The 22,285-nt window shown below is 64.6% G+C and carries 23 protein-coding genes and 2 pseudogenes; 7 read left to right on the forward strand and 18 right to left on the reverse strand.

Translation table 11 applies throughout. The annotated features are described in order from the left end of the window. Positions 1-84 precede the first annotated feature (84 nt). The 4 genes and pseudogenes from ACT6S0_RS03245 to ACT6S0_RS03260 all read left to right on the forward strand — a co-directional run. Positions 85-915: a MipA/OmpV family protein gene (locus ACT6S0_RS03245; RefSeq protein WP_444762480.1), complete on the forward strand. Its 831-nt coding sequence runs from the start codon at positions 85-87 to the stop codon at positions 913-915. Positions 916-938: 23 nt separating this feature from the next. Further along, positions 939-1,580 (forward strand): phosphatase PAP2 family protein, encoded by a 642-nt coding sequence (locus ACT6S0_RS03250; protein ID WP_444762481.1) that lies wholly within the window; start codon positions 939-941, stop codon positions 1,578-1,580. 187 nt (positions 1,581-1,767) lie between these two features. Beyond that, positions 1,768-1,929, forward strand: a pseudogene (locus tag ACT6S0_RS03255) (transposase); the annotation flags it as partial. A 51-nt stretch (positions 1,930-1,980) separates the two neighbouring features. Further along, a pseudogene (locus ACT6S0_RS03260) lies at positions 1,981-2,321 on the forward strand (transposase domain-containing protein); the annotation flags it as partial. Positions 2,322-2,412: 91 nt separating this feature from the next. Here ACT6S0_RS03260 and ACT6S0_RS03265 read toward each other — a convergent pair. The 16 genes from ACT6S0_RS03265 to ACT6S0_RS03340 form a co-directional block, all read right to left on the reverse strand. Then, complete coding sequence (locus ACT6S0_RS03265; protein WP_444762482.1) at positions 2,413-2,805, reverse strand: YkvA family protein; 393 nt, start codon at positions 2,803-2,805, stop codon at positions 2,413-2,415. A gap of 93 nt (positions 2,806-2,898) precedes the next feature. Then, a complete protein-coding gene (locus ACT6S0_RS03270; RefSeq protein ID WP_444762483.1) occupies positions 2,899-3,255 on the reverse strand; it encodes a hypothetical protein in 357 nt (118 codons plus the stop codon). A 31-nt stretch (positions 3,256-3,286) separates the two neighbouring features. Beyond that, the gene (locus ACT6S0_RS03275) at positions 3,287-4,825 is read right to left on the reverse strand and encodes a Do family serine endopeptidase (protein WP_444762484.1); all 1,539 of its coding nucleotides are present in this window, start codon (positions 4,823-4,825) and stop codon (positions 3,287-3,289) included. Positions 4,826-4,926: 101 nt separating this feature from the next. Continuing rightward, on the reverse strand, positions 4,927-5,688 hold the full coding sequence (locus ACT6S0_RS03280; RefSeq protein WP_444762485.1) for a sensor histidine kinase: 762 nt from the start codon (positions 5,686-5,688) through the stop codon (positions 4,927-4,929). Further along, positions 5,685-6,134: a DUF302 domain-containing protein gene (locus ACT6S0_RS03285; protein ID WP_444762486.1), complete on the reverse strand. Its 450-nt coding sequence runs from the start codon at positions 6,132-6,134 to the stop codon at positions 5,685-5,687. Before ACT6S0_RS03285 ends, ACT6S0_RS03280 begins: the two co-directional genes overlap by 4 nt. A gap of 107 nt (positions 6,135-6,241) precedes the next feature. After that, entirely contained in the window at positions 6,242-6,634 is a 393-nt protein-coding gene (locus tag ACT6S0_RS03290; RefSeq protein WP_444762524.1) for a diacylglycerol kinase, read from the reverse strand. A 509-nt stretch (positions 6,635-7,143) separates the two neighbouring features. Then, positions 7,144-7,905: a COG4705 family protein gene (locus ACT6S0_RS03295; protein WP_444762525.1), complete on the reverse strand. Its 762-nt coding sequence runs from the start codon at positions 7,903-7,905 to the stop codon at positions 7,144-7,146. A 98-nt stretch (positions 7,906-8,003) separates the two neighbouring features. Then, positions 8,004-8,738 (reverse strand): phosphatase PAP2 family protein, encoded by a 735-nt coding sequence (locus ACT6S0_RS03300; RefSeq protein ID WP_444762487.1) that lies wholly within the window; start codon positions 8,736-8,738, stop codon positions 8,004-8,006. Beyond that, positions 8,735-10,483 (reverse strand): phosphoethanolamine transferase, encoded by a 1,749-nt coding sequence (locus tag ACT6S0_RS03305; RefSeq protein WP_444762488.1) that lies wholly within the window; start codon positions 10,481-10,483, stop codon positions 8,735-8,737. The genes ACT6S0_RS03300 and ACT6S0_RS03305 overlap by 4 nt, the downstream gene beginning before the upstream one ends. Before the next feature lie 75 nt (positions 10,484-10,558). Next, on the reverse strand, positions 10,559-11,911 hold the full coding sequence (locus ACT6S0_RS03310; protein WP_444762489.1) for an ATP-binding protein: 1,353 nt from the start codon (positions 11,909-11,911) through the stop codon (positions 10,559-10,561). Then, on the reverse strand, positions 11,908-12,567 hold the full coding sequence (locus tag ACT6S0_RS03315; RefSeq protein WP_444762490.1) for a response regulator: 660 nt from the start codon (positions 12,565-12,567) through the stop codon (positions 11,908-11,910). Before ACT6S0_RS03315 ends, ACT6S0_RS03310 begins: the two co-directional genes overlap by 4 nt. A 56-nt stretch (positions 12,568-12,623) precedes the next feature. Continuing rightward, positions 12,624-13,322, reverse strand: coding sequence for a VIT1/CCC1 transporter family protein (locus ACT6S0_RS03320; RefSeq protein WP_444762491.1), 699 nt, complete (start codon positions 13,320-13,322; stop codon positions 12,624-12,626). A 54-nt stretch (positions 13,323-13,376) separates the two neighbouring features. Next, positions 13,377-13,886, reverse strand: coding sequence for a cytochrome b (locus tag ACT6S0_RS03325; protein ID WP_444762492.1), 510 nt, complete (start codon positions 13,884-13,886; stop codon positions 13,377-13,379). Between the two features lie 76 nt (positions 13,887-13,962). Beyond that, positions 13,963-14,658 carry a copper resistance protein B gene (locus tag ACT6S0_RS03330; RefSeq protein WP_444762493.1) on the reverse strand — a complete coding sequence of 232 codons (696 nt, stop codon included), beginning with the start codon at positions 14,656-14,658 and terminating at the stop codon, positions 13,963-13,965. Positions 14,659-14,675: 17 nt separating this feature from the next. Continuing rightward, complete coding sequence (locus tag ACT6S0_RS03335) at positions 14,676-16,505, reverse strand: copper resistance system multicopper oxidase (RefSeq protein WP_444762494.1); 1,830 nt, start codon at positions 16,503-16,505, stop codon at positions 14,676-14,678. A 55-nt stretch (positions 16,506-16,560) separates the two neighbouring features. Continuing rightward, a complete protein-coding gene (locus ACT6S0_RS03340) occupies positions 16,561-16,914 on the reverse strand; it encodes a copper-binding protein (RefSeq protein WP_444762495.1) in 354 nt (117 codons plus the stop codon). 155 nt (positions 16,915-17,069) lie between these two features. On the opposite strand from ACT6S0_RS03340, the gene ACT6S0_RS03345 reads away from it, so the two are divergent. Both ACT6S0_RS03345 and ACT6S0_RS03350 read left to right on the forward strand, forming a co-directional pair. Then, on the forward strand, positions 17,070-17,639 hold the full coding sequence (locus ACT6S0_RS03345) for a DedA family protein (RefSeq protein ID WP_444762496.1): 570 nt from the start codon (positions 17,070-17,072) through the stop codon (positions 17,637-17,639). Beyond that, on the forward strand, positions 17,636-18,823 hold the full coding sequence (locus ACT6S0_RS03350; RefSeq protein ID WP_444762497.1) for an MFS transporter: 1,188 nt from the start codon (positions 17,636-17,638) through the stop codon (positions 18,821-18,823). The genes ACT6S0_RS03345 and ACT6S0_RS03350 overlap by 4 nt, the downstream gene beginning before the upstream one ends. Before the next feature lie 42 nt (positions 18,824-18,865). On the opposite strand, the gene ACT6S0_RS03355 is transcribed toward ACT6S0_RS03350, so the two are convergent. Next, on the reverse strand, positions 18,866-19,213 hold the full coding sequence (locus tag ACT6S0_RS03355; RefSeq protein ID WP_444762498.1) for a PepSY domain-containing protein: 348 nt from the start codon (positions 19,211-19,213) through the stop codon (positions 18,866-18,868). Between the two features lie 255 nt (positions 19,214-19,468). Here ACT6S0_RS03355 and eptA point away from each other — a divergent pair, with 255 nt between their 5' ends. After that, positions 19,469-21,124, forward strand: a complete 1,656-nt coding sequence (gene eptA / locus ACT6S0_RS03360; RefSeq protein ID WP_444762499.1) for a phosphoethanolamine--lipid A transferase EptA — start codon at positions 19,469-19,471, stop codon at positions 21,122-21,124. Positions 21,125-21,205: 81 nt separating this feature from the next. Here the strand turns inward: eptA and ACT6S0_RS03365 are convergent, their stop codons facing one another. After that, a complete protein-coding gene (locus tag ACT6S0_RS03365) occupies positions 21,206-22,018 on the reverse strand; it encodes a phosphatase PAP2 family protein (RefSeq protein WP_444762500.1) in 813 nt (270 codons plus the stop codon). Positions 22,019-22,285 lie beyond the last annotated feature (267 nt).

Here is a 22,285-nt window from a genome sequence, read left to right on the forward strand (position 1 = left end):
TGCGTCAGCGGTAAGTAGCTCGGCACGCGTCTGATCGGGATTGGCTTAAGGCCGGTTTAAGCCGGCCTCCCACATCCTGGCGCTATGCCCGTCTCCCGTCTTCCCGGCTGTGCGCTTCTCGCCGCTTTCTTCGCGATCTCTACTGTCGCGACTGCCGCCGATGACCCCGAGTCGCCGGTCACGACCTCGCGGTACGTTCTTGGCGCTTCGCTCACGGTCGCGCCGCAATACCCAGGGTCTGGCCGCCGCCAAACCAAGCTCAGGCCCTTGTGGGCCTACCAGTACGGTCGCTGGCGCGTCAGCACCTCCCGCGCGAGTAGCGTGCTGGGCTTTGCCTCCGATCCCGCCGGGCCCGGCGCGAGCGCTGAGCTGATCAGCGGCAAGACCTGGCGCGTGGGAGCCGCACTGCGCTTCGACAGCGGCCGCTCGTCGTCCGACTCGGTGGACTTGGAAGGCATGCCCGACGTCAAGCGAACGCTGCGGGGCCGCTTCTACGCTTCGTACCGATTGGGCGAACAATGGAACCTCAGCGGGTCCGTATCACAGGACCTGATCGGGCGGCATGGGGGCGCCGTGGCCAGCCTCGATCTTGGCCATCGGATCCGCCTGGGCGAACGCACCGAGCTGTCCAGCGGTATCGGCGTGTCGTTCGGCAACGCCACGTACATGAACACCTATTTCGGCGTGCCGGACAGGGCGGTGCGACCTGACCGCGCAGCCTTCTCGGCCGGTGCTGGCGCGCGCGATGTGCACCTTGGCGTCGCCGTGATGACGGCGGTCACCCCGCGGTGGATAGCTTTTGCCAACATTGGGGCATCGAAGCTGCTCCAGGACGCCGCTGCGAGCCCGTTGACCAAGCATGGGCTGGGATCGTCCGCCAGCGTCGGCTTGGCCTATCGATGCTGCAATCAATGAGGTCAGAAGAAGAGGCCCGCTCTGTGAGCGGCTCGTTTCATCGGTCCTGGCTGTGGCTGGGCATCGGACTGCTGCTGATGGTTGCCTTCACGGGCATGGCCAGCGAAGTGATGGAATCTGAGACTGCCAGGCTCGATGCTGTTTGCCTTCAGCTGGCGCAGCAGTGGCGCGCATCGAGCCCGAAAGTCGAGATCGTCATGCGCGACCTGAGCGGCGTCGGCAGTGGGGTCGTGCTGACACTGGCTACCCTGGCGACGGCGGGTTACCTCTGGGTCAGCGGCCATGCCGCGCGGGCGGTCCTGGTGGTTGTCTCGATGGGAACGGGCGAGCTGGCCGTGAGCGCCTTGAAGCACAGCTTCGGCAGGGCACGCCCTGACCCGGCCCTTGCCGCCTTCGTGCAGGATGGGTTGAGCTTTCCCAGCGCGCACGCGGGCATGTCCGCCATCTTCTTTCTTACCGTAGGCGCGCTGCTCGCCCAGGCGCAATCGTGTCGGCCAGCGCGGGCCTATGTGATCGGCATTGCCGTGCTGTGCACCGGCCTGGTCGGTTTCAGCCGCGTGGCGCTGGGTGTTCACTGGGCCAGTGACGTGATCGCTGGGTGGACGTTCGGTGCCGGCTGGGCGGCGCTCTGGCTGTACGCAACGCGGCGACTGCGCGGCGCCTGATAGGCACCGTAAAGAACAGCCAAGCGTGGCGCTTTGCCATGCTTACCCCTCCATCATCAACCCGGTCGCGCCGCGGCGATCGTAAGCGTGGCCTCACGGCCCTCTGGCGTGGCGGTGGCGTCGTGCGCAAGATCGGCTGATCCGGCGCACCCGAGATGGTGTGCATCAGGCATCGCTAACGCACACCATGGCCGATCAAGACACACCCTCCAGGCGCCGCAAGCGCGACCACAGCCCCGAACTAAAACGCGAGTTGGTCCGGCAGTGCCTGCTGCCCGGTGCTTCAGTCTCCAGCATCGCGATGGTTCACGGCATCAACGCCAACCTGGTGTTCAAGTGGCGCCGTGAACATCACGCTGTCGAGGCCTCTGGCGCAGAACCTGCTCAAGCGTCGGCGCCGTCGGAGTTGGCCAAGGCCGCCCGCTACAGCCTCGCGCGCTGGAAGGCGTTGACGCGCTACGTGGACGACGGACGCATCGAAATCGACAACTCGCGGTCGAGCGCGCACTGCGAGGTTTGGCGCTCGGTCGCGGCAACTAACTGTTCATGGGCTCGAACGCCGGCGGTGAGCGCGCGGCGTCGATGTACTGCCTCATCGAGACGGCCAAGCTCAACGGGCTCGATCCCGAGGCCTATCTGCGCGAGGTGCTGGAGCGGGTCGCCGACCATCCGGTGAACCGGATCGACGAGCTGCAGCCGTGGTCGATCGCGGCGCAGCAAGCGCTCCCACGCGCGGCCTGAAGTCCAGCGGGTTGCCGCCCAAGCCGCACGGCTCATACGGCGTGCCTGCGTGCGCTGTTGAGCCACAGGGCAGGTGAGAAGCCGGGGACGCCTACAGGCGTGGCTGCAGCCAAAACCATATCGCTACGCTAGCAGCCAGCCACAGCAAGACGATGAGGACTGCCCCGGCCCGACTTGTGGGCTTCGACCCCTGCGTCCGCATCCATTCGTCCGCTTGCACGCGGCATTCTGCGAGGACCTCAGGCGGCAAGAGCTTGATGGTTAGCCAGATGAGGCCGGGCAGCAGCAGGACATCGTCAACATATCCCAGCACTGGGATGAAGTCCGGAATCAGGTCGATGGGGCTTAGCGCGTACGCCACCACGAACACCCCCAACGCCTTCGCATACCAAGGCGTCAAGGGGTTCTTACCAGCGAACCACAGCGTCACGCCATCGCGCTTGATGCGTTTAGCCCACGTCTTCAAGTTGCCGCGAATGCTCATAGGCTGAAGCATGCCAGGGCGTCACCCTGGATCTTGAACTTCCTAGGAGCGCCTGGCATGTCAAGAGGGTGATGAAGCCACGCTTACCAGCGATCAGCTGACCACGAACGCCAGCACCACCGCCCCGAGTGACAACAGCCCCAATCCGGCGAGGAAGATGGCTTCGGCAGCAGACTCGTATGCAGCGCCCCGACGTCGCGCCCGCATCGACATGAAAGACAGCGTCGCGCTGAGCAGGAACACCAGCGTGTCCACGGCCAGCAGCTTGTCGATCACCATCCGCTGCGCGCCCACGGGGCTGAGCAGGCTGATGTAGAGCGCCGTCAGACACACGCCGATCATCGTGGCCGAGGTCGGCAGGATGTGGGCCGATAGTCCGCCGCCTGCACCCACCGGCTGTCCATCCCGGTTGGCAGGTGCTGGGGAAGGCGAGGGGCCGTCTGTGTCCATGACGCTCTGGCTCCGATGCGCGAAGCCTCGATCAGCCCACGCGCACCGGTACGAAGATCGTGATGCCTTCGCGCTGAATCAGCAGGGCCACCGATCTGCTCGACCTGCCCACGGCCGCGCGCACCTGCTCGACACTGGCCACTGGCGTGCCGTTGACCGCCACCAGCACATCGCCAGGCTGCACGCCTGCAAGTGCGGCCGATCCAACAGCATCCTCGACCAGCAGGCCCGCTTCAATTCCTGCATCGCGCCTTTCTTGCGGCTGCAAGGGTCGCAATGCAAGGCCGAGTTTGCCATTGCCCCGGCCGTCCTCGGCCCTCGTGAACTGTGGCTTCTTGTCACCAGCATCGCCGAGCTTGGCGTTCACGTCTTCGCGGCGGCCCTGTCGCCACACCTCGAGTGCAACCTTGTCACCGGGCAAGGCCTGTCCGATGAGTGCGGGTAGGTCGCCAGACGACACGATGGCCTGCCCGTTCACCTTGCGAATCACGTCGCCGGCCTTCAAGCCGGCCTGGTCGGCCGGGCCACCGGCATCGACACCAGACACCAGTGCGCCCTCGGGCTTGTCTAGCTTGAAGGAATCAGCCAGCGTCTGGTTCACCTCTTGCACCGCGACCCCCAGCCGCGCATGGCTGGCCTTGCCGGTGGCGACGATCTGGTCCTTGATCTTGCTGGCCAGATCGATTGGGATCGCGAACGACAGGCCCTGGTAGCCGCCTGTGCGGCTGAAGATCTGCGAGTTGATGCCGACCACCTGACCGCGCGCGTTGAACAGAGGCCCGCCCGAATTGCCCGGGTTGACGGCCACGTCGGTTTGGATGAAGGGCACGAAGCTGTCGTCGGGCAGCGAGCGGCCTTTGGCACTGACCACGCCCGCTGTGACGCTGTTCTCAAAGCCGAACGGCGAACCGATGGCCAGCACCCATTCGCCCACTTGCAGGTCGCGGGCGCTGCCCAGCGGCACGGTGGGCAGGTTCGTCGCGTCAATCTTCAGCACCGCGATGTCCGTTTTAGGGTCCGAGCCCAGCACCCGGGCAGCGAACTCGCGGCGGTCGGTGAGCTTGACGATCACCTCCCGGGCGCCCCGCACGACGTGGGCGTTGGTCAGGATCACACCGTCCCCGCTGACGATAAAGCCCGAGCCCTGGCCCCGTGTGGGCATCTCGCGCTGGCCGGGCACCTCCTGGCCTGGGCCCTGGGGGCTTTGAAAGCGCCTGAAGAACTCGGAGAACGGGTCGCGCGGATCCATGCCGGGCATGCCATGGCGTTGGGCTGCAGGGCCCTCGGCGCTGTCATTACCTTCGTCAGCGCCGGCGGCCACTTGCGTGATGCCACTGACGCCGATGTTCACGACAGCCGCCCCATGGGCCTTGGCGATCTGCGCGAAGTCCGGCAAGGCGGTCCCTGGGCTTGCCGGATTTGTCGCCAAGGCCGCGCCTGCAGCGTTGGTCGCCGGTGCAGCCGCACGGGCTTGGCTGTTGGACACGAGCGTCGCACCTGCGCCGCCGAGCACGCCAGCGGCGGCCAGGGCGAGCACAAGGCGGGTGGAGATCATCGGGCGGGTGGTCATGAAAGTTCCTCGAAGGGTGGGGGCACAGTCGCAATGTTGGGCCGGACGCTTAGCCGGTTCTTAAACGTCAGCTGGCTCACACGCGCCGGCGCGCCGGGCGCTCAAGTGGCGCGAGCCAGCGGTCCCCGGGGCCGCGATGGCACGGCGACGGTCACCGTGGTGCCATCGTGAGGCTCGCTGTCCAAAACGATGCTGGCCCCAATGGCCTGCGACAGGCGCGCGACGATGCCCAGGCCGGACCGGTCGTACGCCACCTCCGGAGCCCGCTGCCCTGAAAGAACGCTGCGCAAGGTTTGCTGCGCCAGCGCATCTATACCGATTCCATCGTCGATGACGATGAACTGCACCCCTGCTTCCGGCTGCTCTGCATCGATAGGCGCAGCACCCAGTACAACCAGCGAGGCCTGCGAGTGCTTAATCGCGTTCACCAGCACATTGCTCAGTAGCCTATGCAATGAGCGGGCGCAGGTGCTCAGGCGCGGCGTGCCGGCGTCCACCTGCACCTTCAGCCGTATGCCGTGCTCAGCCGCATACGGTGCATACAGGTCAACCAGCGAAGGGACGAAGCGGGACGGATCCACCAGCATGTCATGTGACGCGGATGGCCGCCGTCTTTCTAGTGGCTCAACCAGTTGATCCACAAGGTGCCGGAGCTGGTCCGACTGCTCTTCGATCAGCGGCCTGAAGCGGGCGGCGGCCTGATCGCGCGACTGCAACAGCAAAATGCTCACCAAACCCAGGATCGCGTTCAGGTGATTGCGAATGTCGTGCAGCGACTCGTGCAGTTCGCGTAGCACCTGCGCGTCAGACAATGGCACGTCGGCGGGGCCAGGCTCGCCGCGCGACTGCTCGGCAGACTTCATCGCAGCCCCTGCAACACGCGCTGGAGCCCAGCCTCGAAGATCCGCGCCACGCGGGCCACATCAGCCGAGTGTGAGAACTCGGTGATCAACGCCGAAGGCATCGGGGTGGTCACCGTAGTTAGGCCGCCCTGGTCGTGCAGCGAGATACGGCAGGGCAACACATGCGCAAGGCCGGCATCCAGCTGAATGAGTTGCGCCGCCAGGTGGGCATTGAACACCTCATAGATGCGACAGCGCAGTCCCAGCCCGATACCCTTGCCCTGCAGCAGCTTGCCGATGTCGTGCATGTGCACGATCAACATGTCGTTGGCCAGAATGCTTCCCTCCAGACGGGCCGCGACGTCATCGAATGGGGCATCGCACACCACGGCGAGCGTAGATTCGCCTTTGATGTAGGCCTCCGCCTTCAGCAGGTCAACAGGCGGGGCACTTAAGACTCTTTTCATTGATAACTCCAGATGTTCAGCAATGTCCGGCGACGTTGACCCAATGGTCAAAGGCAACGGTTAGGCAAAACTTAAGGCGGCCGCGCCATTGCAGGTCACTGCGGCGGTCAGGGCCAGAACACGACCAGCCATGCGGCTGCGGCCAGGCACAGGCTCACCATCACCGCCGCGCTGCCCATGTCCTTGGCGCGCCCGAGCAGCGGGTGCAGTTCGGGCGAAACCGCGTCGGCCAGTGTTTCGATCGCCGAATTGACGAGCTCGACCAGCCAAACCTGCAAGACGCTGGCCACCAATAGCAAGCCTTGCCAACGGTCCGGTGCCCACACGACGGCGGCCACGATCAGCACAAGCCCCAGCCCGACTTCTTGCCGAAACGCCGCTTCGAAGCGCCACGCTGCTGCGAAGCCACGCCGCGAATAGCCAAAAGCCTGCCAGATTCGGCCTGCGCCACCGGTGCTCTTCAATGCCGCTGCCGTGCCGGGGCTGGGAATCTCAGCCAGATGAGGGATGTCTGGCTTCAGCTTTTGTGGAGCATCAAAGTCTTTCAAGGAGTTCCACATCCAGTTCGCACACCTGGGCTGCACGACGCCAGCCTCCGATGCGCCTGCAGGATCACCCTGCCGCCTGCAAGGGTGACGGCAAGCGCTCCGGACAACAGTACGAACGGAAAATGCCAACGAAGCGTCACGGTGCGCACGATATGTGTGCCACCGCGCCATGCGCCACGACAGCACAGCTCATATGTCCGCTCGGATAACGCCAGCCATGAAGGGGCATCGACTCCCGCACGCGCGACGCCTGTGCCATCTCGAAGAAGAACGGCGACCCAATAGCAAGCGCGATTGCAACGATTGCGACGTGCCCCTTGCGCCGCCTTGACTCGCTGGTGGGCACGCACCGCTCTTGAATTGGGATGCCAGCGTGGAGTAGCAGGTGCGATCAACCGTCCGCTGACATCAGCCGTGCTGGCGTCAACAGGCGCAAGAGGCGAATTCGCTGAATCAACCACCTATGCAGCACCGTGAGTCCGCTGGTCGCTTTCCACCCGTTGCTGATCTCGCGTCATGTAAACGATCAGCCCCAAGATCACGACCAGAAACAACGCGCTGGTGCCGACCGTTCCGAGCCCCAGCCCACCATTGCTGGTCGGCTGTGACAGCAGATCGCCAAAGGATGCACCGAACGGCCGCGTCAGGATGTAGGCCGCCCAAAATGCCAGGACGGCGTTGACCTTGAACACGTAGTAGCAGAAGGTCACGACCGCAATGCCGGCACCAAACGCGAGCGCCGAATAGAAGTACCCGAGCTGCAGGCTTTCGGCCACCAGGTCGCCCGCTGCCGTGCCCAGCGCGAAGGTGAACAGGATCGCGGCCCAGTAGAACCACTCGCGCCGCGTGGTGACGATGGTGTGGATCGACAGCGTCTTCTCGCTTGCGTACCAAACGCCGAAAGTCGCCGCCAGCGCCGCGGCAAAGACGCCCGTCGTGACCTTCAGCGGTATGCCGAAGTTGTCGGTGAGGTTGTCGGTGATCAAGGTGCCCACGACGCTGATCAACACCACCGAGACCCAGTAGATCCAAGGCACGTAGCGATCCTTTCGGAACTGGCCCACCAACGCGGCCAGCAGCAGCGCACCCATCAAGATGGATGTGTTCGTCAATCCGAGATTGAAGTTGGTGTTCAGGAAGTCGGCCGCGGTTTCACCGACGGTGGTGGCCATGATCTTGATCACCCAGAAGAACAGCGTGACCTGCGGCACCTTGTTGAGCATGTGCCGAAGCGGCTCTTGAAGCGGGGTGTTCATGGGGTTGCGCTTTCCAGTTGAATTGCAGACCCACGCATGATGGGTTTCACGCACTTATGCAGTACTTAAATCACGTTGGAGCGGCCATCCGTCGGGCTTCGCCACGACCGGGTGCAATGGAACGACAAGGCCGTCACCGCCCAACACACCCAGGCGGTCCAAAGGGAATGGCTTAGGTAGTGGGCGCCGCGCATCATCTGCACCCATCCAAGCATCAAGCCTGCCGCCACTGTGACGATCAACCAGAGCTTCGCCGCACGGGTCTGGCGCTCGCGCAACGCGAACCAGCCGGCCAGGAAGCTGAAAGCCGTGGAGGCATGCCCCGACGGAAAGCAGCCGCCGGGGCCGCCGTCCCGCTGGCCGAGCGCCCCATGCGGCACGTAACGCACCACCGTCCCGCCGAACTCCGCCAGCGACCAGGGGCAACTGGTCCAGCTCGTCCGCTTGATCAGGGGGATCAGCGCCACGCACAGCAGCATCGTGGCCAACCACCAGACTCGCTCTCGTCGGGACAGTGCCCGAACGACGGGCAATGGCCACCACATGCCGAGCAACAGCACGGCAAAAATACCCCAGGCCAGCCCGCGCGCGCCGCCGTACAGGACGCCGCCGGTCAGCCAGTGATCGCGCCACGGAAAGCCCTGGGCGCTGCCGTACAGGCGTGCCAGAGGCAGATCCAGCCCGGCAAGATCCCACGCCAGCAGCAGCAACAGTGCAGCGCCCACCCACAGCCCATCTCGCAGTGCCGTGTGTGGTGCGGGCGGACTTGCCAGCGCCACTTCTGCCTGGGCACCCATCATTGACGACACGCCGCAGAGATGTCGAGCTTGCGTTCGTAGACACTCGTCTGGACCTGCAGCAGCCCCAGCACGGAATGGAACAACTGATCGTGCCCCCAAGGCCGGCCGGCTTGCGCCGCAAGGCAACTGCGGTCCAGGCCAAAGCTGGTGGTGAAGCCGTCTGACAGCCACCAGACCATGGGCACCTTGGTCTGTTCGTTCGGCGCGATGGCATATGGGATCCCGTGGAGGTACAGGCCGTTTTCGCCGAGCGATTCGCCGTGGTCCGACACGTATAGCAGCGCGGTGTCGAAGCGTGACTCGCGTTCCTTCAGGAAGGCAATCGTCCGCGCCAGGATGTGATCGGTGTAGAGCAGGGCGTTGTCGTACGCGTTGACGATCTGCTCGCGCGTGCACTTGCGCAACTCGCCTGTGTCGCAGGTGGGTGTGAAGCGCCGGAACGCATCGGGGTAGCGCTTCGAATACGTGGGCCCGTGGTTGCCCAGCATGTGCAGCACCACCACCAGGTTGCCTTGCGCATCACGGGCTACGGTGTCCAGGCCTCGCAGCAAGGTACCGTCCAGACAGCGTCCGTCTGCGCACAATTCGGGCATTTGCGCCGGATCGATCTGCTGCTGCGGCAGGCCCTCGCAAACTCCCTTGCAACCGGATTGGTTGTCGCGCCACAGCACCTGAAAGCCGGCGCGGTTGAGCACATGCAAGAGGGACTCACTGCCCCGGATGCGGTCTTCGTCGTAATCGCGGCGACCGATCGCCGAGAACATGCACGGCAGCGAGGTCTCGGTGTTGGTACCGCAGGCAGTGACATCGGGGAAATTCAATACGCCCAATGCAGCCAGTTCAGGCGTGGTCTGGCGGGCGTATCCGTTCATGCCCCAGTTGGCGGCGCGCGCGGTTTCGCCCACCGCAATCACGAACAGGGCAGGGCGCGCCCGCGTCGCCCACGAATCTGCGCGCCGCGCGTCAGCGCCAACCACTTCGCGCGGCTTTGCAGCCTGGCGTGTGTCCGACACCAGCACGCGGGCGCTGGAGTAAAGGTAGTTTGCGGGCGTGATCAGGTAGCGCAGTTCCTTCTGGTTGCGCATCAACGCCGAGAAGTCCTGAAACACCAGCAGCAAAGAGCCGACCAACAAGCCTGCGGCGGCCAGCAGGGTCACGCCTCTGACAACGAACGCACGCAGTAGCGGCCGCTTGGCCACGCGAACACGCCACAGCACAAGCAGCGGCAGCCCGGCGTACAGCAACACGTGGGGCAGCATTCCGACACCGAGCAGCTCGCTGGCTTCGGCCACATCGGTGCGCAGCACGTTGCGCAGCATGCTGGGATCGAGGAAGACCCCAAAGCGCTGCATGTAATAGGTCGCAAACGCAGTCGCGATGATCAGCACGCTGAGGAGCGGGCGGGTGAACTGGCGGTGCGGCACCAGTGACAGCAGTAGCGTCAGCAGCAGCAGATGCACGGCCGTCAGCATGACCAACATGGCGCCGCTGAACACCCAGGTGGAGGGTTCCGTCCAAGATCGGCCCGCGAGCACGCCACTCAGGAAAGCCGAATTGCATGCGATAGCAAAAAACACGCTGGTGCCCAACGCCAGCACGTCGGTGCTGACAACTGGGCGCGCCCGCCACCACAACCCGCTCGGGGTGCCCAGCTCGAGCGCCGAACTCACAAGGCGCTCGCGTGCCGTACGGCGGACGCTTGGTAAAAACAATCGGATGAAAACATCCGACTGCATGGTCACCATCGCGACTTAACAGCCACTTAAGCGCTTGCTGGACACCCCATGCATGCCCCTCGAGGGCCGCCTGTTACGGCTGCATCACGCCACTGGTACGAACCGCACGGTTACCTTCAAGCCACCCAGGCGCTCGGATCGGCCCAGGACCAGCGCCGCGCCATGCATGTCAACGATCGACTTGACGATGGCCAACCCGAGCCCACTGCCAACGACACTGCCCGGCGCGTCCGTTCCATCGATGCGGTGGAACCGGTCAAGGGCCCGCTCACGCTCGCCCTCGGCAATGCCTGGGCCGCTGTCTTCCACCACCAGCATGGCGCCGCCCTCGGTGAGGCGCACTTCCGCGTCCACCGTTCCGCCTGACGGGGTGTATTTGACGGCGTTGTCGAGCAGGTTGCGGATGAGGATGCGCAAAGCTTCTGGATGGCCGTCGATGGCCCCTTCGTCAGCGTGGGCCAGCCCAAGATCGACGCTCCGTGTCTGCGCTGCTGGCGCAAGGTCTGCCACGCCCTGCCGCATCAGTTCTGCCAAGGAAACAGGCTCAGCCCGAGCCGCACGGGTGGTGCTGTCTTGGTGCCTTGCAAGCACGAGCAGCTGCTCCACCAGCCGGGTCGCGCGGTCGATGCCGGCGGTCAGGCGGCCCACCGCCACGTCGCGCGTTGCGGCATCGGTGGCACGCTGCAACCCCAGGGCCTGCAGCTTCAGCGCAGCAAGTGGTGACCGCAGCTCATGCGCTGCATCAGCCACGAAACTCTGTTGCGCCCGGAAGGCCTGGCGCAAGCGCGCGAACAGCTGATTGAGTTCATGCACCAAAGGCTTGATCTCGTCAGGCAGGCCTTCTTCGTTCACCTCGTCCAGGTCATCGGCCTGCCGCAGAGCCAACTGGTTCCGGACCCGGGCAACGGGGGCGAGTGAGGTACCGACCAACCACCACACCAACAGCATCAGCAATGGCGCCATCACCGCGATAGGCACGAGGGTGCGCAGCGCCAGCGTGCCTGCCATCGCCTGGCGCGCCGCCATGTCCTGAGCAACCTGGATGACTTGTGAACGCGACTGCAGCGAAAACACGCGGTAGGTCGTCCCCCGATATTCCACATCCGAAAACCCCGGCAGCGCGCGGTCGGGCAATGCCGAGCGCACCGACTGGAACACCAGCGCTCCATCGGTCGTCCAAACCTGCACGACGAAGTCGTGATCTTCTCCATCTTCCTCGTCGTGCGTCGTTGGCGGTGGCCCGGCCACCGGCAAGCCTGCGCGCAGCGATTGCGCCATCTGCTGCATGTGATAGTCGAAGATCTCGTCTGCCTCAGAGCGCGCGGTGCCGTAAGCGATGAAGGCTTGGACCAACGCCGTCAGCGTGACGGCCACGAGCAGGAACCAGAGCAGCCGTGCGCGCAGCGAATGGGGAGGGCGCAAGCGCGTCGGCTTCATTCCCTCGGCACCATGTAACCCACGCCGCGCACGTTGCGAATCAGCTCTGGACCCAGTTTCTTGCGCAAACCGTGGATGTAGACCTCCACCGCATTGCTGCTGATCTCGTCCTTCCAACTGTAGAGCTTCTCTTCGAGTTGGGCACGCGACAACACCAGGCCCGGCCGCGCCAACAGCGGTTCGAGCACCGCCCATTCGCGCGCCGAAAGCACGACCGGCTGGCCGGCGACCAATACCTCGCGTGTCACCGGGTTGATGCTGACGCCCTTGTGCTCATACACCGGCTCGGCGCGCCCTGCCGCACGTCGCGTCAGAGCGCGGATGCGCGCCAGCAGTTCATCAAGGTCATAGGGCTTGAGCACGTAGTCATCCGCCCCGGCGTCCAAGCCCTCGATGCGCTGCTGCACCGAGTCGCGTGCGGTGGCAATCAGCACGGGTATGCGTTCCTTGCGCGCGCGCAAGGAACGCAGCACCTCCAGCCCGTCGCGCCGAGGCAGGCCCAGGTCGAGCAGCACCAGGTCATAGGTTTGTGTGCGCAAGGCGGTCTCGGCCATCTCGCCGTCCTTGACCCAATCGACCGCATAGTCCTCGGCGCGCAGCAGGTCGAGCACCGACTCGCCAATCATCAAGTCGTCTTCAACCAGCAATAGGCGCATGTCTTCTCCGTCACGGCTGGGGTTGATGTGGTTTGGCTTCCCTAACCTTCGGCGTTCTACCCCACGCCGCCGAACAGAGTGCCAACACCCGCAGTCGCAGCCATGGCCAACGCACCCCATGCGACCACACGGGCAGTCGCGCGTGCCACTGGCGCACCACCGGCGCTGGCCGACAACACGCCCAGCGCAGCCAGGAACAACAGGGACATGCCCGACACCCCGATGAGCATGTTGCGCTCGGGTGCCAACAGCGCCACGACCAACGGCAGCGCTGCGCCAACGGCAAACGATGCGGCCGACGCGACGGCAGCCTGCACCGGCCTGGCACTGACCACGGAAGAAAGCCCGAGTTCGTCGCGCGCATGGGCGCCAAGCGCGTCGTGGGTCGTCAACTGGCGCGCTACATCCGCGGCCGTGGCTGGTTCGACCCCGCGCGCCACATAGATCGCGGTCAGTTCCCTCAGCTCGTGATCGGGCGCGTTGGCCAGTTCCAGCCGCTCCTTGGACAAGTCGGCCGCTTCGGTGTCGGCTTGCGAGCTGACGGACACATACTCACCCGCCGCCATGGCCATGGCGCCCGCCACCAAGGCCGCGACGCCGGCAACTAGGACCTGCTCTTTGCCCGTGCTTGCCGCGGCGATGCCGACCAGCAAGCTGGCTGTCGAGACGATACCGTCATTGGCGCCCAGCACGGCGGCCCGTAACCAGCCAATGTGTTGGCTGCGGTGGCGTTCCGGGTGGGATCGGTTGGGCATCAAAACAATCCTTCAGTTGGAGTGGTGCATGTCGGCACCTGAGACCGGACCCATTCACCACATGCGGCGGAACACGGTGTCCTTATCGACAAGAAGATGCTTGAACGCCGCCAACACATGGAGGGCGATCATCCCCACCAACGCCCAGGCAATGAATGAGTGCGCCGTGAACAGCTGCTCTTTGAGCACCTCGTTCTTCGGCAGCCAGGCCGGCAGCGGAACCCCGAAGTAGCCCATGGTCTCGCCACTGAACGCTGCGCCAAGATAGCCCGTCAATGGCATGAGCACCATCAACACGTAGAGCAGGACATGGCTGCTTCTTGCTGCCCCCCGTTGCCACCTAGCCGACTCGGATGGCGCCGCTGGTGGTGCGTGATGCAAACGCCAGCCGATACGCAGGGCAACCAGCAACGCTGCCGTCAACCCCAGCGAGATGTGCAGCGCAAAGTACCAGCTGCTGCCGGGTTGGTCTTCGATGCTGAGCATGTACCAGCCCATGCCGATCTGAAACGGAAGCAGTAGTGCCAGGCTCCAGTGCAGGAGCTTGGCAGGCTTGCTGTACACGTCTTCAGGGATTGGGACAATTCCGCTTGTTGTCATGGTGTCAGGTCGTCACTGCAACGTCATTCAGCCGCCGCGTTCAAAAGATGGCTCTCAGCCCTGCCCGCAGAAGCGTCGCGGGCTGTTCTCCACCGGATTGGGCACCCGGGTAGAAGCTCCGCGACAGGGCCACGTATGGGGCGACACGCCGGTTGACCTCGTAGCGAACCTGCACCCCGAGATCGGCCTGGTATGGTCCGCGGCGCACGGTCGTATCCTGGTTTGATGCGGACCACTCCACGTTGACATACGGCCGCACGATAAAACGGTTGGTGAGAAGAAAATCGTTCTCAACCCGCGTGCGGGCGAAGAGCTTTCCGTCGTCACGCAGGTAGAGCTTCAGATCGACGTCGAACGCATACGGCGCCAGACCGCGAACGCCGAGTGTGAGGTAGTCGCGACGATCAGGCCGCTCGTCGTGCCGCAGGCCGATCTGCGCGTCCCAGAACGGCGCGATGTAGCGGCCGTAGAGGAGGTGCACTTCCGAGGCCGAGGTCCGCCCGCCGCTGCGTTCGCCATCGAACTGGTACCACAGCCGATGGACGTCCCCACCCACCCACCCATCCACGCCCAGCGACTGCACAGAGCCGGGCCTACCACGCAGCTTCCCAGTGTCGGCCTCGACCTTGGTGTACGAGTAGATTGATTCGTCCTCCATCGCCTGGGCAGACGCTGCGAGCATGCCTAAAGCCAGTGCCGTCAGCCATCGGCGGGGAGGCAGTGTTTTATTCTTCATTGCGTGTTCCGTGTTGCTCAAGCCACCTTCACCAGCCGCATCATTCCCGTGGCGGCGTGATAAAAAAGGTGGCAATGGAAGGCCCAGGTGCCCTCGTCCTCGTAGGTCGCATCAAGCTCCACGGTCTGAGCCGGCGGCACGATGACGGTGTGCTTGCGTGGTGCGTAGCGGCCGTTGCCGTTGACGAGTTCCATGAACACGCCGTGCAGGTGCATCGGGTGTTCCATCATCGTTTCGTTGACAAACTTGATGCGCACGCGCTGCCCGAGCCCCATTTCAAGCGGCTTGGCCTGTGACATCTTCTGGCCGTTGATCGACCAGAAGTAGCGCGTCATGTCGCCGGTCAGGCGGACTAACAGTTCTTTCTCGGGGGTGCGGTCATCGGCATTCGGCGTGGCTGCGCGCAGTTGGGCGTATTTGAGGCGGCGCAGGCCGTCGATGTCGGGCGCCACCACGGCAGCTTTGGCCTCGCCCATGCCAGGCATGCCTGCGTGAGGGTCGACCTTGGGCGGTGTCATGCCGGGCATAGCGGCCATGCCCTGATCGGCCGCCGCTTGCGGTGGCATCGCCATCCCGGCGTGCCCCGGTGCAACCCCTGCCACAGCCGATTGGCCCGTGGCCATGCCGGGCATGTCCGCCATTGCGGGCCCGCCCTGGCCTGGCTTGGCTTCCATACCCGGCATCGCCGCCATGTCCGCGCCAGCCCCGGCGCCCGTACCGCTCATGTCCATGCCCGCCATGCCCATGTCCGCCATCGTGCGGACCGGTTTGGGCCCCATCGGCGGCACCGGCGCGCTCATGCCGAACTCGGGGGCCAACGTGCCACGGGCGTAACCGATGCGGGCGATCGTTGGCACGAAGATCGAGTAGGCCTTGGCGTCCTTCGGCTGCACGATCACGTCATAGGTCTCGCCGTTGCCAATGCGGAACTCGTCCACCTCGACCGGGCGCACGTTTTGCCCGTCGGCCTGCACCACCGTCATCGGCAGGCCGGGAATGCGCACGTCGAACAGGTTCATCGGCGACGCATTGATGAAGCGCAGCCGCACCCGCTCGCCAGGCTTGAACAGCGCGGTCCAGTTCTCCTCGGGCCTCTTGCCTTGCAGAAGAAAAGTCCATTCGTCGCCACCGTCGCTGTAGTCAGTGGGGTCCATGCGCATCTTGGCCCACTCCATGCGATCGGCCCAGATGGCGTCGCGTGTCTTGGCATCGGGCGCGCTGCGCAATTGGGCGAAGAACTGCGGCGTCGTGACCCGGCGGTAGTTGTAGTAGCCGTCCACCTTCTTGAGGTTGGCCAGCACCTGCTGCGGGGGCGTGTCGATCCAGTCTGACAGCACCACGATGTAGTCACGGTCGTACTGAAACGGGTCGGGCTTGGCCGGCTCGATGATCAGCGGCGCAAAGTATCCGGCCGCCTCCTGCAGCGCCGCATGGCTGTGATACCAGTAGGTGCCCGACTGGCGCAGCTTGAAGCGGTAGGTGAAGGTCTCGCCCGGCTGGATGCCAGGGAAGGTGACACCCGGCACGCCGTCCTGCTCATTGGGCACCAACAAACCGTGCCAGTGGATACCCGTGATCTCACGCAACTGGTTGGTCACGCGCACGACCACGTCGTCACCTTCCCGGAAGCGGAGCACCGGACCGGGCATCGTGCCGTTGATGGTGATGCCCATGGCTGGCTTGCCTGTGATGTTGAGCACGGTCTCGGCCACCGCCAGGTCGTAGGCCTTGGAGACAGGAACCGCACCCAGTTCCACCGCACGTACCTGAGCCCAGGCGCGTGGCAACGCGGCTAAGGCGCCCAGGCCGACCAGCGAATGCAGCGACTTGCGCTTCAGAACATCCATGGCTTCTTCACTCCTAAGGTGTTGTTTTCTGTTGGCAGAGGCGGCCCAGCGGCGCTTACTTGGCTACTTCGAGCGCAGTGACAACGATCGCACCATCGGCTTTCTCGGCCTTGAACCTGACCTTGTCGCCGGCCTTCACCTTGTCGAGCATGGCCAAGTCCTTGACCTTGAAGACCATCGTCATGCCGGGCATGTCAAGGTTCTTGATGTCACCGTGTTTAAGCGTGATCTTCTGGTTGTCCTTGTCGATCTTGCGCACCTCGCCATCGCTCATCTCGGTGGCGGCGGGCTGCTCCACCTTCATGCCGGGCATGTTGCCGTGGTCTACGGCTTGCGCCTGGGCTGTGATGGCGAACGGGGTCACGACCAGCAACGCGGCTGTGGTGATCAGGGTCTTGAGGGTGTTCATTGAACTGGGATCCTTGGTTGATAGTTGCGATAAACGGCCACCAGCGCGGCTGGCTCAGAACGGAATTTATGGGGATGACCTTAGACGGGCCTTAAGGCCCCGGACAGCGCGGGTTGACGCCGAAGAGAGCGCAGTCATCGGTGACACTTCTTGGCATGGATGTCTCCGCGCTTCTGCAGAACCACGTCTACATGGCCATCGTCCTGGGCAGTTTGGTTGAGGGCGAAACCACCGTCGTGCTGGCCGGTTATGCATCCCACCAGGGCTACGCGCCGTGGTGGGCGGTCACGCTGCTGGCCGCAGGCATCAACTTCAGCCTTGACCAGGGCTACTACGCGCTTGGGCGCTGGCGTGGTGACTGGCTGATGACGCGCGTGCCGCGGCTGCGGTCCGGCGTGGAACGCGTAACGCCGCTGCTGCATCGGCATCGCGCTTGGGTGATCTTCGGCGTGCGCTTCATGTACGGATTGAGGACCGCAGGGCCCGTGGCACTGGGCATCGCGCGGGTGCCCTGGCGAGATTTCGTTTTGTTCAACGCCTTGGGTGCGTCTGTCTGGGCGGTGGTCTTCTCCGCGCTGGGCTACGTGTTCGGCAAGGCCATCGCCACGGCCTTGGGGCAGATCGCGCACTACGAGGCACTGGCCGTCGTCGCTATCCTCGTGGCCGGTCTGGCCTGGTTTGCGCACTACCGCTGGCGGCGCGCCCGCGTGGTCAGAACCCCATGAGTCTGCGCCCCGAGCGCATCCCCCGCACGGTCTGGATGCTGGGCGGCGTGAGCCTGTTCATGGATATGTCATCCGAACTCGTGCACGCGGTGTTGCCGGTTTACCTGACCACCGTGCTCGGCCTGTCGGTGCTGGCCGTGGGCATCATCGAAGGTATCGCCGAAGCCACTGCCTCCATGCTGAAGGTCGTGTCCGGTTTCCTGTCTGACCGTTTTGCTGCGCGCAAACCGCTGGCGCTGCTGGGCTACGGCCTGGCAGCGCTGGTCAAGCCCGTCTTTCCCCTGGCGGACACGGCTTTCGGGGTGGTGACCGCGCGCTTCGTGGACCGGGTCGGCAAGGGCATTCGTGGCGCGCCGCGAGACGCCATCGTCGCCGACGTGACGCCGCCACATCTGCGCGATGCAGCCTACGGTCTGCGCCAATCACTGGACACCGTGGGCGCATTCGCCGGGCCGGTGTTGGCCATGCTGTTCCTCTGGCTGTGGGCAGGCGATCTGCGGGCGGTGCTGTGGGTGGCCGTGGTTCCGGCGTTCATCGCCGTGGCCCTGCTCGCCTTCGGCGTCGATGAACCGCTGCAGGACGTACCGGCTCGCCGCTCGGCGGCCTTGCAGTTTGCTGCGATAGGGCGTCTGCCGGCCGGGTTTTGGACTCTGCTTACGCTCACCGCATTGTTTTCGCTGGCGAGGTTGTCCGAGGCGTTTCTCGTGCTGCGCGCTCAGGAGCTGAAGCTCACGCTGATGTGGATTCCGCTCGTCATGGTCGTCATGAGCGCGGTCTACTCGCTGTCTTCCTATCCTGCGGGCTTACTGGCGTCACGTCTTGGCAAGAATGCACTGTTGGCTGGATCGCTGGTGGCACTGGTGGCTGCCACGTCGGCGCTGGCTTGGCTACCCGGAACGACGGGCCTGTGGCTTGGAGTTGCCTTGTGGGGGCTGCACATGGGTCTGTCGCAGGGCGGCTTGTCAGCTGCAGTGGCGGAGTACGCACCGGCCGAACTGCGGGCCACAGCCTTCGGTTTGTTCCACTTCGTCACTGGCATCTTCCAGTTGCTGAGTGGTGGCATTGCAGGCTGGCTGTGGATGGTCCACGGCAGCTCGGCGGCCTTCATGGCTGGCACCGCATGGGCCTTGCTGGCCCTGGCGGTGCTGGTACTGCGAGTGCGGCGGCGCGCTGTGTCGTCCTGAGCACGGCCGCGAAGCGACGCCGTGGCGCGCTGCACATCGAGTTCAGTCCTTGTCGTCGTCCTTCTCGCCGCGGTCGGCTTGGTCTTGTTTGCTCGACAGCACCTTGCCGTCGGCCGCATCGACCTTGATGTCGAAGACCTTGTTGTCGGCGGTGACGACTTCGATCTCGTACACGACGGCGCCGCGCTCGCCTTCCAGTTCGGCCTTGGTAGCCTTGCCAGTGGCGTGCGCCTCTGCTGCGCCAACCGCCTGGGTCAGCGAGATCTTCGCCTTGGCCAGATCGGCGATCGCGTCGTTCTCGACGTCCGAGGTCTTGGCGTAGGCCAGCCCCCCGGCAGTCGCCACGCCAGCGGCGATGATCAGGGCGGAGATGGTGAGCTTGCGGTTCATGATGAGTTCCTTCTTGGCTTCGGGTCAGTCGCGGCGGGAATGCCTGTCGACCGGATGGACTATCGGACTCAAGACTTATGTCGAACTTAGAGGCTCTGCAAGTGAGATTGCGGCTGTTTGGCTTAGGGCCGTTCGCCTTAACCGAGCCTTAAGCCCGTCGCGAGGCGATCGGCATCCGCGATCACACCGGGCCTGGCTGCAACAACGCGGCAATCAATGGTGCTTCGGTATCGATGCCAAGCAACACTAAGAATCATGAGAGCCGAGAAGCCGCCGAACAAGCTTGCCATCCACAAGATGTGGCCAGCGCGGCTATGCGCAGCGCTTCAACGAGGTCCACATGTCGGCGCACCCGCGCTGATTGCTGCGGTCGCGCTGCTGAACGCGGCGCTGTACCACGCACCGTTGTTCGCTTTTGCTGCCGCGAGGCTGGATGTATTCAGCCTTGGCGGGCTGCTGACGCTCGCAACGCTTTTTGTTGTCGTGGCCTTTGTCACGGCGTTGGCGCTCGCATCCGTGGCTCTCATGTCCCAGCGCCTCCTCAAGCCGCTGTGCATGGTCGGCGCCCTGCTCAATGCCGGCGTGCTGTACTTCATCCAAGCCTATGGCGTGCTGCTCGACAAGACCATGATGGGCAACGTGTTGAACACGGACATGGTGGAAGCGACGTCGCTGTGGCATCCGAAACTCGTGCTCTACGTGCTCGCGCTCGGCCTGGGTCCGTGCCTGCTGCTGGCCTGGGTGCGCATGCGCCCAACGCGTCGCCTGCCGCTGGCCGGTTTCGCGGCCCTCGTGCTGGTGTTTGGCGTGGGCTGGATCTATGCCGCGTCGAGCAGCTGGCTGTGGATCGACAAGCATGCACGCTCGATCGGCGGCCTGATCCTGCCGTGGTCGTACACCATCAATCTCGCGCGCCATCAGACCGCCCAGTGGGCCGCTGCGCGGCAGGCGCGGCCGCTGCCCGACGCCAGTTTTGCCAGCGACGAGAAGACGGTCGTCATCCTGGTCATCGGTGAGTCCGCGCGGCGGCGCAACTTCTCCCTGTACGGCTATGCGCGCGCGACGAACCCGGTCCTGTCGGTCTCCGGCGCCGTTCCGCTGGCGAACACTCAAGCGTGCGCGACCTACACCACCGAGGCACTGCTTTGCATCCTGTCGCACGACGATCCCGGGATGCGCCTGGCCGGTTCCACCGAGTTGCTGCCGAGCTACTTGCAGCGGCACGGGATCGACGTGATCTGGCGCAGCAACAACTGGGGCGAACCTCCGCTGAAGGTGGGGACCTACGAGCGCGTCAAGGACCTCAAGGACAGTTGCACCGGCACGCTGTGTTCGCATGACGACCTGCTGCTCAGCGGCTTGGCACAGCGCATCCGCAACTCCCCGGCGCGCAAGGTCTTCGTGGTCCTGCACCAGAGCGGCAGCCATGGACCGGCGTACAACACCAAGGTCCCGTCCTCGTTTGAGCGCTTCAAGCCAGTGTGCGACTCGGTCGAACTGAGCCGGTGCACGCCGCAATCGCTGCTCAACGCTTACGACAACACGATCCTCTACACCGACCATGTGGTCGGCCGTGCGATCGACCTGCTGAAGGGCGTGGACGGCCTAGCGGCGACCTTGCTCTACATCTCGGACCACGGCGAATCGCTCGGAGAGAACGGCCTGTACCTGCACGGCACGCCAATGGCGCTCGCGCCCGACGTGCAGAAGGAGGTGCCCTTTGTGGTCTGGATGTCCGAGGGCTTCCAGCGCCAGCATCGCATCGATGCGCCCACACTGGCCCGCAGTCCCGCCCATTCTCAAGGCCACGTCTTCCACAGCGTCATGGGTGCGTTCGACATGCAAAGCAGCATCTACCAGCCGCAGTTGAATATCTACGCCGCCCGCACGAACGCCGTCAGCGGTCGCTGAGCCCGAACGAAACAGCAACGCATTCTTCGCGCTGGCTCACAGGCGCGATCGACCATTGCTCATCCCTGAACCCTCACTCACTCACTGGCGCCACAGTGGAGTCGGCAGCGGCAACGGCCGCAGTCGCTTGCCTGAAGCCAGGAGAGCGAGGCCTCCTCCCATGGCGCAAAGCCCAGCAGCACCGAGAACCGCCGCGCAGGTCAGAGTCTCGTGCGGTCTCAACCAAAGCAGCAGTCCCCACAGCATCAAGCCTGCACCCGCGACCTGACGTCCGGCGCCGAGGAACAGCCAATGCCACCACCCGGTGTAACGCGCAAGCGCCGCGCCGCTCAGGCCCGAAAGCCAGCCGATGGCCGCTCCGGCAGCGATATCCAGCGGCCAGTGCGCACCCACCGCTACGCGCGATAACGCAATCACTGTGGCTACCAGTAAACCGCAGGTGATCAGAAGCCAGTCGCTACCCCGCCGCGGTCTCGCTGCGCAGGTCGCGAGCACCGCCGCGGCGACCGCGAAGGCGCTAATGGCGTGCCCCGACGGAAAACTGTTGTTGTACAGGGCCGGGCCGATCAGTTTGAACCAGGTGTGCCCGAGCACGGCTGGGGGGCGCGGCACGGCGGCCCAGTGCTTGACCGTTGTCGACAAGAGCGCGCCAGCCGGCACGGAGGCCAGCATGGCAGCCCATACGCGGGGCCTGCCGAGCACAAACAAGGCCAGCACGGGCATGAGCACCGCCGCGTCACCCAACAAGGTGATGGCCGACCACAGCGTCGACGGCATGGCGGCAAAACTCGAGTTCCACGCCAGGAATACAGCCTGCTGTGCAGGCCAGCGCGCAGTGCCTGCGATGCCACCACCGTGCCACTGCACCAGCAGACCCACGAGCAGCAAAGTCACGAACGCGGGTGCGGCCCACACCCACGGGTTCCAGGCACCTCGCAGCGCCGCTGGCGGGGTGGTTGCGATCTCCGATCCGGGATGTCGATATGCCGCCATAAGTGAGCGGCACTGTCTTTCCGCGTCACTTAACCGCCGCTTAACCCCTTCAGGGTCTAGTTCACTCCAACAGCGACTCGACACCAATTTTCGAGACGACCGTCAAAAGCTTGCAATGCGACTTGGATGTGGCTCACTCGGCGGAACGCATGCTCAGGCCACGCCGCC

This window comes from Roseateles sp. (genome assembly GCF_052436255.1).
Classification (GTDB): domain Bacteria; phylum Pseudomonadota; class Gammaproteobacteria; order Burkholderiales; family Burkholderiaceae_C; genus Pelomonas.

What these genes read in the sequence shown, in the direction of transcription:
- ACT6S0_RS03245 (WP_444762480.1), top strand. Translation starts at nt 85, where the DNA reads ATGCCCGTCTCCCGTCTTCCCGGCTGTGCGCTTCTCGCCGCTTTCTTC.
- ACT6S0_RS03265 (WP_444762482.1), bottom strand. Translation starts at nt 2,805, where the DNA reads ATGAGCATTCGCGGCAACTTGAAGACGTGGGCTAAACGCATCAAGCGC.
- ACT6S0_RS03270 (WP_444762483.1), bottom strand. Translation starts at nt 3,255, where the DNA reads ATGGACACAGACGGCCCCTCGCCTTCCCCAGCACCTGCCAACCGGGAT.
- ACT6S0_RS03275 (WP_444762484.1), bottom strand. Translation starts at nt 4,825, where the DNA reads ATGACCACCCGCCCGATGATCTCCACCCGCCTTGTGCTCGCCCTGGCC.
- ACT6S0_RS03280 (WP_444762485.1), bottom strand. Translation starts at nt 5,688, where the DNA reads ATGAAGTCTGCCGAGCAGTCGCGCGGCGAGCCTGGCCCCGCCGACGTG.
- ACT6S0_RS03285 (WP_444762486.1), bottom strand. Translation starts at nt 6,134, where the DNA reads ATGAAAAGAGTCTTAAGTGCCCCGCCTGTTGACCTGCTGAAGGCGGAG.
- ACT6S0_RS03295 (WP_444762525.1), bottom strand. Translation starts at nt 7,905, where the DNA reads ATGCTCAACAAGGTGCCGCAGGTCACGCTGTTCTTCTGGGTGATCAAG.
- ACT6S0_RS03300 (WP_444762487.1), bottom strand. Translation starts at nt 8,738, where the DNA reads ATGATGGGTGCCCAGGCAGAAGTGGCGCTGGCAAGTCCGCCCGCACCA.
- ACT6S0_RS03305 (WP_444762488.1), bottom strand. Translation starts at nt 10,483, where the DNA reads ATGGTGACCATGCAGTCGGATGTTTTCATCCGATTGTTTTTACCAAGC.
- ACT6S0_RS03310 (WP_444762489.1), bottom strand. Translation starts at nt 11,911, where the DNA reads ATGAAGCCGACGCGCTTGCGCCCTCCCCATTCGCTGCGCGCACGGCTG.
- ACT6S0_RS03315 (WP_444762490.1), bottom strand. Translation starts at nt 12,567, where the DNA reads ATGCGCCTATTGCTGGTTGAAGACGACTTGATGATTGGCGAGTCGGTG.
- ACT6S0_RS03320 (WP_444762491.1), bottom strand. Translation starts at nt 13,322, where the DNA reads ATGCCCAACCGATCCCACCCGGAACGCCACCGCAGCCAACACATTGGC.
- ACT6S0_RS03330 (WP_444762493.1), bottom strand. Translation starts at nt 14,658, where the DNA reads ATGAAGAATAAAACACTGCCTCCCCGCCGATGGCTGACGGCACTGGCT.
- ACT6S0_RS03335 (WP_444762494.1), bottom strand. Translation starts at nt 16,505, where the DNA reads ATGGATGTTCTGAAGCGCAAGTCGCTGCATTCGCTGGTCGGCCTGGGC.
- ACT6S0_RS03340 (WP_444762495.1), bottom strand. Translation starts at nt 16,914, where the DNA reads ATGAACACCCTCAAGACCCTGATCACCACAGCCGCGTTGCTGGTCGTG.
- ACT6S0_RS03345 (WP_444762496.1), top strand. Translation starts at nt 17,070, where the DNA reads ATGGATGTCTCCGCGCTTCTGCAGAACCACGTCTACATGGCCATCGTC.
- ACT6S0_RS03350 (WP_444762497.1), top strand. Translation starts at nt 17,636, where the DNA reads ATGAGTCTGCGCCCCGAGCGCATCCCCCGCACGGTCTGGATGCTGGGC.
- ACT6S0_RS03355 (WP_444762498.1), bottom strand. Translation starts at nt 19,213, where the DNA reads ATGAACCGCAAGCTCACCATCTCCGCCCTGATCATCGCCGCTGGCGTG.
- eptA (WP_444762499.1), top strand. Translation starts at nt 19,469, where the DNA reads ATGAGAGCCGAGAAGCCGCCGAACAAGCTTGCCATCCACAAGATGTGG.